13 protein-coding genes and 2 pseudogenes are annotated in these 14,424 nt (G+C 48.0%); 8 read left to right on the top strand and 7 right to left on the bottom strand.

Translation table 11 applies throughout. The features are described from left to right. Positions 1 to 79 precede the first annotated feature (79 nt). Together AC3WS9_RS11975 and AC3WS9_RS11970 are read right to left on the bottom strand one after the other, a co-directional pair. Positions 80 to 715 (bottom strand): DUF421 domain-containing protein, encoded by a 636-nt coding sequence (locus tag AC3WS9_RS11975; protein WP_282493199.1) that lies wholly within the window; start codon positions 713 to 715, stop codon positions 80 to 82. A 9-nt stretch (positions 716 to 724) separates the two neighbouring features. Then, positions 725 to 1,171: a DUF3290 domain-containing protein gene (locus AC3WS9_RS11970; RefSeq protein ID WP_492488546.1), complete on the bottom strand. Its 447-nt coding sequence runs from the start codon at positions 1,169 to 1,171 to the stop codon at positions 725 to 727. Between the two features lie 129 nt (positions 1,172 to 1,300). Here AC3WS9_RS11970 and AC3WS9_RS11965 point away from each other — a divergent pair. The 4 genes and pseudogenes from AC3WS9_RS11965 to AC3WS9_RS11950 all read left to right on the top strand — a co-directional run. Continuing rightward, a pseudogene (locus tag AC3WS9_RS11965) lies at positions 1,301 to 1,446 on the top strand (DUF1294 domain-containing protein); the annotation flags it as partial. Positions 1,447 to 1,984: 538 nt separating this feature from the next. Continuing rightward, complete coding sequence (locus AC3WS9_RS11960) at positions 1,985 to 2,422, top strand: hypothetical protein (RefSeq protein WP_492488544.1); 438 nt, start codon at positions 1,985 to 1,987, stop codon at positions 2,420 to 2,422. Positions 2,423 to 3,006: 584 nt separating this feature from the next. Then, the gene (locus AC3WS9_RS11955; RefSeq protein WP_492488543.1) at positions 3,007 to 4,611 is read left to right on the top strand and encodes a hypothetical protein; all 1,605 of its coding nucleotides are present in this window, start codon (positions 3,007 to 3,009) and stop codon (positions 4,609 to 4,611) included. A 218-nt stretch (positions 4,612 to 4,829) separates the two neighbouring features. Next, positions 4,830 to 5,173, top strand: a pseudogene (locus AC3WS9_RS11950) (SOS response-associated peptidase family protein); the annotation flags it as partial. Positions 5,174 to 5,293: 120 nt separating this feature from the next. Here the strand turns inward: AC3WS9_RS11950 and AC3WS9_RS11945 are convergent. Together AC3WS9_RS11945 and AC3WS9_RS11940 are read right to left on the bottom strand one after the other, a co-directional pair. Next, complete coding sequence (locus tag AC3WS9_RS11945; protein WP_492488541.1) at positions 5,294 to 5,599, bottom strand: hypothetical protein; 306 nt, start codon at positions 5,597 to 5,599, stop codon at positions 5,294 to 5,296. Positions 5,600 to 5,612: 13 nt separating this feature from the next. Further along, the gene (locus AC3WS9_RS11940) at positions 5,613 to 6,542 is read right to left on the bottom strand and encodes a hypothetical protein (protein WP_492488539.1); all 930 of its coding nucleotides are present in this window, start codon (positions 6,540 to 6,542) and stop codon (positions 5,613 to 5,615) included. A gap of 1,193 nt (positions 6,543 to 7,735) precedes the next feature. Between AC3WS9_RS11940 and AC3WS9_RS11935 the strand changes: the two genes are divergently transcribed. After that, entirely contained in the window at positions 7,736 to 8,080 is a 345-nt protein-coding gene (locus AC3WS9_RS11935) for a DUF1294 domain-containing protein (protein ID WP_492488537.1), read from the top strand. A 48-nt stretch (positions 8,081 to 8,128) separates the two neighbouring features. Here the strand turns inward: AC3WS9_RS11935 and AC3WS9_RS11930 are convergent, their stop codons facing one another. Next, positions 8,129 to 9,382: an MFS transporter gene (locus AC3WS9_RS11930; protein ID WP_492488535.1), complete on the bottom strand. Its 1,254-nt coding sequence runs from the start codon at positions 9,380 to 9,382 to the stop codon at positions 8,129 to 8,131. A 121-nt stretch (positions 9,383 to 9,503) separates the two neighbouring features. Between AC3WS9_RS11930 and AC3WS9_RS11925 the strand changes: the two genes are divergently transcribed. The 3 genes from AC3WS9_RS11925 (at position 9,504) to bioD (ending at position 12,582) form a co-directional block, all read left to right on the top strand. Beyond that, positions 9,504 to 10,412, top strand: coding sequence for a LysR family transcriptional regulator (locus AC3WS9_RS11925; protein WP_285144588.1), 909 nt, complete (start codon positions 9,504 to 9,506; stop codon positions 10,410 to 10,412). A gap of 119 nt (positions 10,413 to 10,531) precedes the next feature. Beyond that, positions 10,532 to 11,752, top strand: coding sequence for a sugar metabolism global transcriptional regulator Mlc (mlc, locus tag AC3WS9_RS11920; RefSeq protein WP_282493189.1), 1,221 nt, complete (start codon positions 10,532 to 10,534; stop codon positions 11,750 to 11,752). A 134-nt stretch (positions 11,753 to 11,886) separates the two neighbouring features. Beyond that, entirely contained in the window at positions 11,887 to 12,582 is a 696-nt protein-coding gene (bioD, locus tag AC3WS9_RS11915) for a dethiobiotin synthase (protein ID WP_285144587.1), read from the top strand. 41 nt (positions 12,583 to 12,623) lie between these two features. On the opposite strand, the gene osmV is transcribed toward bioD, so the two are convergent. Next, the gene (gene osmV / locus AC3WS9_RS11910) at positions 12,624 to 13,769 is read right to left on the bottom strand and encodes an osmoprotectant ABC transporter ATP-binding protein OsmV (protein WP_285144586.1); all 1,146 of its coding nucleotides are present in this window, start codon (positions 13,767 to 13,769) and stop codon (positions 12,624 to 12,626) included. After that, positions 13,769 to 14,416: an osmoprotectant ABC transporter permease OsmW gene (gene osmW, locus AC3WS9_RS11905; protein ID WP_492488532.1), complete on the bottom strand. Its 648-nt coding sequence runs from the start codon at positions 14,414 to 14,416 to the stop codon at positions 13,769 to 13,771. Before osmW ends, osmV begins: the two co-directional genes overlap by 1 nt. Positions 14,417 to 14,424 lie beyond the last annotated feature (8 nt).

Below are 14,424 nucleotides of genomic sequence, written 5' to 3'. Positions count from 1 at the left end.
GACGTTGATGTCAGTGTTCTCAGGCAGAGGCACACCTGAAATGGCTGCCTCCTGATAATATGGGTATTAATTTTGGAAATTATTTTTCATATCCGTACAAATTAATTCTACCCGATAAATACTCACCTAAATATACTTCACTGATTTTACTGAAGCCTTGCTTTATCACTTCATTTTCTAACCAGTCATTGTCTTTATTAAGGATTTCGAGCAGGTCATGGTTGGCCAGGCCATCCACTATAATAGGATAACGTATATTCTCATCACCACTTTGTATAATGGTTAACTGCCCATTCTGTTCCAGAACCACGCGTTTGAGTTGTTCTATTTCATAAATACCATTTGCTCTCAATTTGAACATTAAATCATTTGCAGAAACACCATTGCGTAAACACTCCTTGACATTAACACTGCCATTATGTACCAAAGTGATAGGTTTGCCATCAATAATACGTTTAACTAACCGATTATTCTCTTTTAAAAATTTAAGAACAAAGACGAGAAAAGTCCATATAATTAGCACCAGGACAAACTGTAGTACTGTTATCGATTCATTGTAAATTACGCCGCCGATAATCCCCCCGAGAACATAGTTCTGAACCTGATCCATTGCGGATGAAGGGGCCAGATTCCCTTTCCCCATGAGGTTTATTTGTACAATTAAACACAGTATCCCCAGACCCAGTTTTATAATAATAGGTGTATAAATAATCATTTCTCATCCTCAATTTTTTATGATTTCTATTTTTGGGTTTACTAACGAAACTTCAACCAGGCTGTATGTTTTTTGATCCGGGCTTAAGTTAACCCGATAATAAAAATTATTGATTTTAATGATAATGCCATCCGAGAGTTGTACGGAGCTGGAAAATATAGAGTTCACATTTACTTCTTTTTCTTGTGATAATAGCCTGACAAAGTTCACCATCTGTGATGATTGGGAGTGTATATTTTGGCTGTCAGTATAATCTGCATACTGAACACCAGAAAGGAAGAGTAAAAATAAGAAGGCGATGATGGTTAAATCACGATATTTCGTTTGCAGACGATGACGCATATACAGGCTAAAAACAACAATTAAGATAAATAAAGTGCTAAATATAATGATGTATTTTAAATAATCATTGATGTTAGACTGCATTTGTAGATAATCGATACTATAAAATCTCATATATTTATAATCCTTAAACCCTCAAGAACCCATTTTTATTATAATAACACATTATCTCTTCCTGCTCTGATGTTCCTTAACAACTAACACGCCTGGTGATAAGTTGAATCAAATGTATTTTGTCAAAAGTTTGGGGTTGTCGAAGGGGGCCGGGCGCGATTGTGGGTCAACAACTCTTTCGTCATAAAATGCAAAAGCAGCCGTTCGAAACCTGGTTTATTGTCAGTATCCCGGCGAAGGTGGCGGTGTATCAGGTTTTTCCTGTTTCGCTTTAATGCTTTGAATGTGAAGCCGGATGGCGCTAACGCTTATCCGGCCTACAGGGATTAAAACAAGTGGGAATACGCAAATCAGTCATCATGTTCATCAATCAGCGTCAGCATAAAGCATTGATACGTTAGTCACGGCCTCCTGGTAATAGGTTTTAGCGAGAGTTAACTATAACTGGATAACATGCTTAACAAATAGATTTGAATGATGTAACTCGTTGAAAAAATTACATTCAACAACGAGATCCTCCTTCCGGTAATACCCGTTGTCGATATCCGGTTATCGCCGTATTCTTCATCCGCACCTGCAAAATCAGGTACCGGGATTGACCTCCTGAAACACTCTTGTTGGCGACACTCCGGCGCGTCCGCGCCTGTTTTGTGTCGTGCACACGGCTACGCTACAATGGCGGGCCGGGTGGGGGCGTCGCAAGACGCGCCGGTTGCCAACAAGATCGGTAAGGTCAACCCCGCCCGGATCTGCCACCCGTGAGATTGACCTCTCCGCTGGCGGTTATCACAAACATCTTGTTGGAGTTTCCCCATGACCACCATTTTCACCCCCGCTCACGATTTACTGAGCGTGCCGTTCAGCGCTGCGACAGACTTCACCGATCTCGCCGACTGCTGCGACCGTTTTGCCGAAACCCTGATGGAATGCCACGAACCCGCGTACAAACTGGCGCTGCTGGGCCGAATCAGTGCGTGCCTTGCGTTGCTGCGCCCGACGCTTTGCGAACCCATCCCGGCGCACCTGATCGAGCGCTTTACCGTCGACACGCTGCCAGAAACGCCATCGTATTTTGAGCCTGACGCCGAAGCGCTGTGCGAATACTGCCAGACGCTGACTCAGCTGCTCTGCCAGCAGTCGCTGTTACCGGCGATGGAAAAATCCCTGCGCGGGTTGCTGTGTGAACTGATGTGGATGTTCGCAGGGGAGCTAAATGCACCGCGCTGGGCTCGCCAGCAGACAGCGCACTAAACAGAATCGGTAGGCCGGATAAGCGTTAGCGCCATCCGGCTTTTTGTTGGAGGGTTGAGATTGGTGGTCTGCTTTGTGCCAGGAGCGGACGTTGTCACCTCAAATAAGGGTAATTAAAATCTGCGAAACATTTCTTTACCGATAGTTATGTCTGAGAACATGCATTGCAAAGCATAACTATTCGATTTTTATACAAAACGCAACATCCTCCAGGAAAAACTAAACTATTAAAAAGATGAAAAATAATTCCCAATGCTTAAGTTTTAGAGGTTAAAACTATCTGCTAACTATAATATAGAATAAAGTAATAGCTTCACCTTGAATTTATAGTTATTCAAATAAACTCAATATTCGCGAGGTTAATAATTAACGTAAATTTGATGTGCGAGATAGGGTTATATATGCTTCAATAAATCCATAATACAAGTTAAGTATAATTCTCAGCCTAATCATTTAAATCACATACAACCCAAAGGAGAGTCTCATTTATTAGCTTAGAGGATTTAAATAAAATCAATTAGTCATGGTGTATTATCACTATGTAATACATATTAGATACACAGCAAATGGCAGAGTGAAAGCATATGAACTTATCTAAGATATTTACTTTAATGCTTTGTAGTTGTGCGGCCCTCAACTGTAGTGCTACTGATACGGTAATGGCTCCATATGAAAAAAAACTTGAACTAGATGGTTCAACCACCCGGAGTTTTCATTCAATGTTATATTATCCATCAGGCGAGGCACTTCACAATCCAGGATATATTATTGGAGTTGAAAAGTCACCTAAAAAAACCATTGGAGGACCAAAGCAACAGTCGGATGATGATTTATTAAAAAACGACATTTATCTTGATGGTGAGATACGTGGCATCAATGACACTAGAAAACAAATAAATAGATTTACAGAACTCGATAGAAAGTCCATGTTTATTTCTCATATCATTAAAAATGATTTTAATGTTATAAAAGGAAGTTTTAATACCCCTTATATTACTAATAATTACTGTTTTGTTTACAACTCATATATTTCCCATGAATTGGTGGGGAAATCTGGTGTAGATCTAGCAAAAATAAATGGATGGAATGCATGCGAAATACCCAACTCTAGTAATGATGCTGCGGATGCTCAATTGCTATCCTTTTATAAAAATAGCGATATAGGGTTAAAGTCTCTTAAAGACAATCTCAAGCACGACCTTAAAACTGGAGCTTATAGCCATATACTAATCATCGTCATGGGTTGGAACACATCTCAAAGCGAAGCAGTTCGTAATTTCAATGACATTGCAGGAAATATTATTACTGCCTCTCTTGAGCAAAGAAAAGAGGTTGATGATAACCCATCAGCAAAGCTAAACAAAATGATAGTTACAAGATCACGGGTTATAGGACCTAAGGAAAGTGAATATAAACGTATATTTAGACCTCTCATAATTGGTATAACGTGGCCTTCATACTGGTCAAATGGAATTGTGAATGTAAGCAGCTATCCAAATAAGGCAAACGATGCAGACGAATTGGGGATAGTTTGGCTTAATAAATTTATCAATGAAACTATACCAGAAAGCATGAGCGAATCAGGGGTCAAACTACCTGTTATCGCCATCGGTCATAGTTTTGGTGCACGGGCAATGACTCGAGCACTATTTAGCAGTCCATTTATAAAAAATGAAAAAATGGTCACGAGCCCTGTCAATTTAGCTGTTTCATTGCAGGGGGCTATGAGCATAAACAGATTCTTTCGAAAATTAGGCGATGAAGGGGGTCCATATAGAGATTATGCCAGATTGACTAATACAAAAATAGTACTTACAGCTTCGCGATTCGATTCAGCAGTTAAGAATGCGAAATGGACTACCCCAACCGGAGGATATAAAAGCTATGAAAAAGCTTGTACACAATCTGTTTACTCTGGAGTCTTTCACTGTATGACAGGCTCAGATACTTCTTCTAAAGCTGAATACGGGCAATTTTTATTATGCAACCGCGGTGAAAATTCTGATGAATGTGCAGACCCGCTAAAACCCAATATTGGACCGAGAATGATTGATTACATTGACACCTCAAACGGAATAACGGAATACAACTCACTGGGTACGGGGGGAGATGCGCACAGCGACATTTATCGATTACCTATGGGACGATTGCTTTGGAGACTAATCGAGGCTTATGCAATGGAAAAATGATTTTGGAGGCGACGATATCTCTCCCATCAGTGAAGCAAGAATAATAAAAATCTACATAGCATAGATCATATTTTAAGGCCCGCTTTTCGCTCATAGCAGACCACGCGACGCTTCAGTTGGCCAGCTTTGTGCTAAGAACGGACGTTCGTTACGTTAGGGAGGGATATTGTTGTGGTGTCGACTAACTGGTCAGCAAGTATATCAATAATTAAATCGTGTGGAAGAAGGAAGGCGATATAAAGCAACCCTACTTCATTCACCGCAAAGATGGCTAGCTGATATTCCTGGCTTCGATCGAAAGCACACCGTTTGAGCGTGGCGTTGAGGCGGAAGGATTTCTGATTATCACTGCTGCTGATGAAGATCTGATCGATATACACGAACGTCGTCTACTCAGCATTAAGGTGGCCGAAGCTGTCCGGGAATGGATGAGGCAGGATGTTTCTGGTAAAGAGGCGGAAAAGATAGCCACTGACAGAGCGGTTTCAACTGGCATCCAGTAATGCGCGCAGTCGGGAATGTGAAGAATCAGTGGGCGGAGCTCGTTGAGCCTGTTAAATGATGAGGATACTGCAGCTGAGTGACATAGTTATTATGTGTTATTTTGATAGATGATATAAAGACAGCCAGAATAATTCTGGCTATCATTTATTGTGTAGATGCACATTTTTATTCAGGGATGCTATTTAATTACAGGGAATTGGTATGCGAGCTTTCCAACAATAATATTTAATGCAGCTAAATCATCTTCTTCGGTAGGTGTTTGCAATGCATTAATAGCCTGGTTTGCCCAGAACATTAAGTCAATGATGACTTGATTGCTGAATATAGAATGATCATAACTATCTATAGTTATTAAAAAGGATGTTAGTTTGATGCTGATATATACGTATACACCACCATTTTCACCATTAATTTTTGAATTGCATAATTCTTTTAATTTTAGAATTATATTAATAAGATCATCCTTCTGCTGTTGTGTAGCCATAAACTACCCCCTATCACATTGCAGCCATAATGACTGGGCCAAGTTCTTGAATGAAATCTTTAATATATCCGAACGCTTCTTTCATGTTTTCTTTTTGAATGGCCAGTTTCTCCTCTTTTGTTTTTTTATCGGTAATATTTTCATCAATTATTGAAACAAGTCCATTATTATATACTTTGTATTTTTCAATGGCTACTTCAGCAGCGGTTATGTTTTTGATATAATTTTGTGTTGTATAATTAAGTTGTACTATTTCTTTAGAAGAAACAGACTGCTGTGGTGGAAGTTTAGCTCGGTTGTTGAAATTTAATAAAGCTATGTTTAATATGTCTCTATTCATTGAGTTGAAATATATCTCTTTTTTCTCCTTTATATCTTTTTTTAGTAAATCTAGGTTTTCAGATTGCTTTGGGCCCATTTCTTTTAATACGGAAGAAATATCTCCCTTGTTTTTTTCCTCTGCCGCTAGCCGTTGTAAAAACGAGACAAGTCCACTAATGGATTTCTTCTGTTTATCACTAAGGCTAACGGTTTTATTTTTATTGATGTTTTCAGCATTTTCAAGCGCTTTATCAACGAGTTTGCTAACAGAATATGAAGGTTCATCCGACGTATAAGCTGTCAATGCTATCAAATAATCTGAGAATGCAGACAGGATTTGTTCATTTTCTTCAAATATTTTTCTGTCAATAGGTTTTGCATTTAGATAGATAGTCTTAATTCTCTTTTCTTCACGTGGTGTCACGCACATACCAATCCTAGGATTAGAACTTTGTTTCTCTCTGACGGGGATTGTCATATCAGATTTAAGTCTGCAATTGGGATCGGAGCCAAGGAGTGTAGCTACCCAGTCATTATGCAGAGTTATTAAATTTCCATTATATTCTTTAGTGACTTTTATGATGTCACGGCCTGATTTAGCAACATCTTCGGCATGGTTCATGGCCAGTTTTCCTGAACTGCAGGCTGTAAGAATAAGAGGTAGACTAAATATAGTAATCAGTTGGTTTTTTTTCATAAAATTCTCACAATTCAATTAAGTATGGCTGTGTTATAAATTAGTCATAAACTAACGAGTAGGCTTATTAAAGTGGGTGTCAGAACTCTTGTTTAAATATAATGATTGATGACCATCCCCGCCAAGAACCGTAGTCAATAAATTAAAGTGAGATTAGATTGTGTAAATATAACGGCAATTTTATTTTATTCAATTGACATCAATGATGATTAAGCTCATTGACATAAAAATGTTTTAATCATCTAGTAAAAGACGCTGAGATAACATTTTTTATTGAGAGTAGGGTAAAACAAAGAATTCTGTAATCCTTTTGTAATATTATACATCCGAGGAGGTAGATGAATGAGAGTTTTTATAGCCAGTTAAATAGGTGTTTGATAACTTAAACATGCAAATGCAGCGACCGACCACCCATGTATACGAATCATATTGCAGGTCGACTGTAGTCAGGTTCATTGACATGCTCCCTGTCGATTAACACACGGGAAGGTGAGTAGAGCATCATCAATGGCGAAGACAGTTGAGAACTTCCGTTCCTCGCTCACGGCAGACAATATGAGTTGATTGTGTGTTGCACTGTGAGATCAAATCAAAACGAATACATTCAGGCATCTTCCCACAGCGGCACCCATTCAACAGGCAACTGTTCCTTATCAAATCCCTCAAACCAGTAAACTGTACCTTTTGGTCCAACAATCGGCACTTCTCCCCAACCCTGATGAAACGATGCGCGACCCCAGTCCGGCTTGAGACGACCCGCCGTTTAAGGCGCCCACCATTACAAGCAGTTGCTCGTATTGAGGGAAAGTTAATAAAGAAACTTAACGGCATTTCCTCTTTTTGCGCACGTTGCAATTGCCTTGATATCCAGTCTTGGTTACGTTTGCGAAGTTTTTGTTTCATTGGCTACTGTTCTGATTCGACTCACTTATCAATCAATGATCTCACTGTATTCCGACGCTATGCTTTGTACAAGAATGTCTGCTCCTCGCTCACAGTAGCCAAAGCCGAACCAACGAAAGACCCTCGTTTCAAACTCTAGGTATCTATTTCGTCCCCGATCTCCACCACGTATAATCCCCCCAAACACCCCCTAAAAAACTATTCGAACCAACCCTATGAACCTCAACCGCTTTTGCTACTTACTCCTGATCCTCTCCGCCATCGGCAGCTTTTTTACCCCGCACCCCGTTGCCACCTGGCTCTTACTCGCCAATCTACTGACGCTGCTGATTTACGGCGCAGACAAAATGGCGGCGCGAAAGGCCTGGCGCAGAGTGCCGGAATCTACGTTGCTGGTGTTTGGAGTGGTAGGAGGGTGGCCGGGTGCGGTTTTGGGTCAACAACTCTTCCGCCATAAAACGCAAAAACAGCCGTTCAAAACCTGGTTTATCGTCAGCGTGATTGTGAGTATCTCGGCGATGGTGGCGGTGTATCGGTTTTATCCTTTTTTGCCTTCCTGAAAAAAACAAAGCCGGATGGCGCTGACGCTTATCCGGCCTACAGTGCCCTTAGTGCAGACGCTTATGGAGGCTCATCCCCACCAGCAGCGCGGTACACAGCATCAGCGCAATAAACCCGCCGACGCCATTCCAGCCGTAGTTGTGCCAGAACACGCCGCCGAGCGTTCCGGCGATGCTGGAGCCCAGGTAGTAGCTGAACAGATACAGCGAAGAGGCCTGGCCTTTGGCGCGACGGGCGCGCGGACCGATCCAGCTGCTGGCGACCGAGTGCGCGGCGAAGAAGCCTGCGGAGAAGAGCAGCATCCCGGCGAAAATCACCCACAGGGATGAAAGCAGCGTCAGCAGCAGACCTGCCAGCATCACGCCGGTCGAGACCAGCATCACCGGGCCGCGACCGAAGCGCGCGGTCATCGCGCCCGCTTTCGGCGAGCTCCAGGTCCCGGTGAGATAGGCCACGGAGAGCAGGCCGACAAAGGCCTGGCTCAGGTGCCAGGGCGAGAGCATCAGCCGGTAGCCAATATAGTTAAACAGGGTGACGAACGATCCCATCAGCAGGAAGCCCATCAGGAACAGACGCGGCAACCCTTTATCGCGCCAGTGCAGGCGGAAGTTGATAAACAGCGTTTTGGGCCGCAGGGAAGTAGGGCGGAAATGGCGGGACTCGGGCAGGATGCGCCAGAACATCAGCGCCGACGCCAGGGCAAAACAGCCGATCACCGCCAGGGCGATGCGCCAGCTAAACAGATCCGTGAACACCCCGCTCAGCAGACGTCCGCTCATGCCGCCAATCGAGTTCCCGCTGATATACAACCCCATCGAAAACGCGACAAAACTTGGGTGGATCTCTTCGCTGAGATAAGTCATCCCGACCGCCGCCACGCCGCTCAGGGACAGACCAGTCAGGGCGCGCATCACCAGAATCCCGTGCCAGCTGGTCATCATCGTCGAGAGCAAGGTGCACACTGAGGCGAGCAGCAGGGCGGTCACCATCACCGGCTTGCGGCCGATGGCGTCAGAGAGCGGACCGGTAAACAGCAAACCGATCGCCAGCATCCCGGTTGAGATCGACAGGGAAATACTGCTGCTGGCGGGCGACACGCCAAACTCATGAGACAGAACCGGGAGGATCGGCTGGACGCAGTACAGCAGGGCGAAGGTCGCGAGGCCTGCGGAAAACAGCGCCAGCGTGACGCGCATAAACTGGGAGGTGCCCCGTTTGATAAACTGAGTGGTGGCGGGTGCTGCAGGTAAATCATCAATGTCGCTTGCCGGGGCGATATCAAGGGTAGATGTACGACTCACAAAAGTTCCTTGCTTAAACATCCCCGTGATTTCTGGTGACGGGTATGACCACAAAATCAGGGTAGGAAATTGTAAATATTCTGTCTAATATATTAATAATCTCAAATGATACGTTAAACATATGAATATCGAGCTGCGCCATTTACGCTACTTTATCGCCGTCGCCGAAGAGCTGCATTTTGGGCGCGCGGCGGCCCGGCTGAACATCTCCCAGCCGCCCCTGAGCCAGCAGATCCAGATCCTTGAACAGCAGGTCGGGGCGCGCCTGCTGGCCCGCACCAACCGCAGCGTCAGCCTGACGGAAGCCGGAAGGCAGTTTCTGGCCGACAGCCGCCAGATTCTGAGCCTGGTTGATGACGCCGCGGCCCGCGCCGAGCGGCTGCATTTGGGGGAGACGGGCGAGCTTCGCATCGGGTTTACCTCGTCGGCCCCGTTTATCAGCGCGGTGTCGGACACCCTGTCATCGTTTCGCCGTCATTACCCTGACGTACATATCCAGACCCGCGAGATCAACACCCGGGAGCAGATCGTTCCGCTCAACGAGGGCTCGCTGGATCTGGGGCTGATGCGCAACACGCATTTGCCCGATACCCTGGCCTGGGAGGTGATCCTCCGCGAACCGCTGCTGGCGATGATCCCGCGCGATCACCCGCTGGCATCGCTGGATGCGGTCACTCTGGCGGAACTGGCGCAGGAGCCGTTTGTCTTTTTCGATCCGCATGTGGGAACCGGTTTGTATGATGATATCCTTGGTCTGATGCGCCGCTACGGGCTGGCGCCGGTCATCACCCAGGAGGTCGGCGAGGCGATGACGATTATTGGTCTGGTCGCGGCGGGCCTGGGGGTGTCGATTCTTCCGGCGTCATTTAAACGCGTTCAGCTGAGCGAAATGCGCTGGGTACCGATAGCAGAAGAGGATGCGGTCTCTGAGATGTGGCTGGTGTGGCCGAAACACCATGAGCAGAGCAACGCGGCACAGCGTTTCAAAAACCAGCTGATTGCCGCCTCAAAGCGTCCAGTAACGGCCTGAAAAAGGGCAAAAAATGTGCGGTAAATCACATGGCTAAGTTTAAATTTGACGACTGCCTGCGAAGTGCTTCACCATAGCCCAAAGTTTATTTCGAAGCGCGAAAAATAAGGATGTAAGCGGTGGTTGCTGATAGTCAGCCAGGACATATTGATCAAATTAAGCAGACCAATGCGGGCGCCGTTTATCGCCTGATTGATCAGCTTGGCCCGGTCTCGCGTATCGATCTCTCTCGACTGGCTCAACTTGCGCCAGCCAGTATTACCAAAATTGTGCGTGAAATGCTGGAAGCTCACCTGGTGCAAGAGACGGAGATCCAGGAGCCGGGCAGCCGTGGCCGTCCTGCCGTCGGGCTGGTGGTGGAAACGGAAGCCTGGCACTATCTGTCGATCCGCATCAGCCGCGCGGAAGTGATCCTCGCCCTGCGCGATTTAAGCAGCAAACTGGTGGTGGAAGACCGCCTCGAACTGCCGCTCCAGTCAGAGCAAACCCTGCTTGAACGCATAATTGCCCATATCGATCAGTTCTTTATTCGCCACCAGCAGAAGCTGGAGCGTCTGACCTCTATTGCCATCACCATGCCGGGAATCATTGATACGGAGAATGGTATTGTGCATCGCATGCCGTTTTACGACGATGTGAAAGACATGCCGCTTGGCGAAGTGCTGGAGAATCACACCGGCGTGCCGGTCTATATTCAGCATGATATCAGCGCCTGGACGATGGCCGAGGCGCTGTTTGGTGCCTCTCGCGGCGCGCGCGACGTGATCCAGGTGGTGATCGACCACAACGTCGGGGCTGGCGTCATCACCGACGGCCGCCTGTTACACGCGGGCAGCAGCAGCCTGGTGGAGATTGGCCATACTCAGGTCGACCCTTACGGCAAGCGCTGCTATTGCGGCAACCACGGCTGCCTGGAGACCATCGCCAGCGTCGAGAGCGTGATGGAGCTGGCGCAGCTGCGTCTGAGTCAGTCGATGAGCTCCTCGCTGCACGGCCAGCCGCTGACCGTCGAGTCCTTATGCGGCGCGGCTCGGCAGGGCGATCTGCTGGCGAAGGATATTATTACCGGCGTGGGCAACAACGTCGGGCGGATCCTCGCGATTATGGTGAACCTGTTTAACCCGCAAAAAATCTTGATTGGTTCGCCGCTGAATCAGGCCGCTGACATCCTCTTCCCGGCGATTTCCGACTGTATTCGCCAGCAATCCCTTCCGGCCTACAGCAAGAACATGGTGGTCGAGAGCACGCAGTTTTCCAATCAGGGCACGATGGCCGGTGCCGCGCTGGTCAAAGACGCGATGTATAACGGCTCACTATTGATCCGTCTCCTGCAGGGTTAAGGCTATTTTTCGCTGATCTCATAAAAATTGCGCTATCTCAAACTGAAGGGATGGCGCATACCTTAGACTCACTCCACTGAATTATTTACTTGGTTTATATTTTCAAAGCATATGCCCAAAAGGTGGAGTAAGTGATGCTTAAGCGTTTCTTTGTAACGGGTACTGATACTTCTGTCGGCAAGACGGTGGTGTCCCGCGCTTTGCTGCAGGCCCTGGCGGCAGGCGGTAAGAGTGTGGCAGGGTATAAACCGGTCGCGAAAGGAAGTAAAGAGACGCCAGAAGGACTACGCAATAAAGATGCGCTGGTGCTGCAAAGCGTTTCTAGCCTTGAGCTGCCTTATCAGGCCATCAACCCGATTGCGCTGAGTGAAGACGAAAGCAGCGTCGCGCACAGCGGTCTGATCAACTATTCCTTGCTGTCCAACGGGCTGGCAAATCTTGGTAACCAGGTCGATCACGTGGTGATTGAAGGTACCGGCGGCTGGCGCAGCCTGATGAACGATCTGCGTCCATTGTCCGAGTGGGTGGTGCAGGAACAGCTGCCCGTGCTGATGGTGGTGGGTATTCAGGAAGGGTGCATCAACCATGCGCTGTTGACCGCGCAGGCCATCGCTAACGATGGTTTACCGCTGATTGGCTGGGTGGCGAACCGTATTAACCCAGGTCTTGCGCACTACGCCGAAATCATCGAGGTGTTAAGCAAAAAGCTGCAGGGCCCGCTGGTGGGTGAACTGCCGTATCTGCCGCGCGCTGAGCAGCGCGATCTGGCGCGTTACATCGATCTGACGATGTTAGACAGCTCCTTTTCCGTTGAGAAGGTCGTCGCGTAACGCCAAAAGCGGGCAGCCATCCTGACTGCCCGCATCTGACATTAGCTCTCGTGAATATTCAGCGCACGACGCGTGCGGCCTGAACTCAGATACTCCGCAATATAATCCTGCGAAATTTCACCGTTGTAGCGACCCTCTTCATCGACGATCGGCATCCAGCTGGTATTGCTCTCATACAGACGCGACAGCACCACGCGCAGGTTGTCTTCCGCTTTGCCGGTCATCCGGAACGGATGCAGCATATCGGCGCAGGCGCCCGTGGCGTGGCGCGCTTCACGACGCTTCACAAAGCCCAGCGGTTTCCCGTTGTCATCGACCACGGTGATGGCGCGAATATCGTTATCATCCATGGTGGCAAACGCCTCCGGCAGGGAAGTCGATTCACGCACGGTGAGGGTCGGCTGCTGATCGGTAACGTCTCCCGCCGAGACCAGCAGCAGGCGTTTCAGCGTGCGGTCCTGCCCGACAAAGGAGCCAACAAATTCATTTGCCGGTTTCGCCAGCAGTTCGTCGGGGCTCGCGCACTGCACGATACGGCCCTGACGGAACACGGCGATACGATCCCCGAGTTTGAGCGCTTCGTCGATGTCGTGGCTGACCAGCATCACCGTCTTTTTCAGCTTGCGTTGCATCTCAAGGAACTGGTTCTGAATCACTTCACGGTTGATCGGGTCCACCGCGCCGAAGGGTTCATCCATCAGCAGGACCGGAGGATCTGCGGCCAGGGCGCGGATCACGCCGATACGCTGCTGCTGACCGCCGGACATTTCGCGCGGATAGCGGTTGAGGAACTTATGCGGGTCCATCGCCACCATATCCATCAGCTCTTCGGCCCGCGCTTTGCTGCGCGCCTTGTCCCAGCCGAGCATACGCGGCACCACGGTGATGTTCTCTTCGATGGTCATGTTCGGAAACAGACCAATCTGCTGGATCACGTAGCCGATATTGCGGCGCAGGGTGACGGTGTCCATCTCGTTAGTGTTTTCGCCGTTAATCAAAATATTGCCGCTGCTCGGGGCGATCAGCCGGTTGATCATCTTCAGGGTGGTGGTTTTCCCGCACCCGGACGGCCCCAGTAGAACGCACATTTCCCCTTCGGGCACGTTCAGATTGACGTTATCGACGGCCTTAAAAGTCTGACCATTTTTCTGTGAAAATTGTTTGGTGAGGTTTTCCAGTTTTATCATTATCGAATCCCCTTCGGAGTCAGCACGACCTGCAGACGATGCAGCAACCAGTCGAGCACAATAGCTAAAAGACAAATCATTAAGGCACCGGCGATCAGCATGCGAATGTCGCTCCCGCCAATACCGTTGAGTAACAGCAGGCCCAGGCCACCTGCGCCGATCACCGCGGCAATCGCCATGACGCCAATGTTCATCACCACGGCAGTACGAATGCCGCCGAAAATCACCGGCAGGGCCATCGGAATTTCCACCCAGCGCAGACGTTGCCAGAAGGTCATGCCGATCCCGCGTCCGGCTTCACGCAGACCGGGCGGCAGGCTGTCCAGCGCGGTGTGGGTGTTACGCACAATCGGCAGCAGCGAGTAGAGGAACACGGCGGTGACGGCGGGCAGGGCGCCAATACCCTGACCGATCAGCGAAAAGAGCGGAATCATCAGGCCGAACAGGGCAATCGACGGGATCGTCAGGACGATGGTGGCGATACCCAGCACCGGCGTCGCCAGCCATTTGTGACGCACGATTAAAATCCCCAGCGGTACGCCGATGATAATCGCCAGCCCGACCGCTAACGCCACCAGCCACAGATGTTGGAAGGTCAGCGTCAACAAATAATCCCAGTTATCAAGGATGTAGTGAATGGTCTCCATAGCGCCTC

The organism is Lelliottia sp. EB106-05-01-XG201 (assembly GCF_058791735.1).
This window is presented reverse-complemented; position numbering and strand designations above follow the sequence as displayed.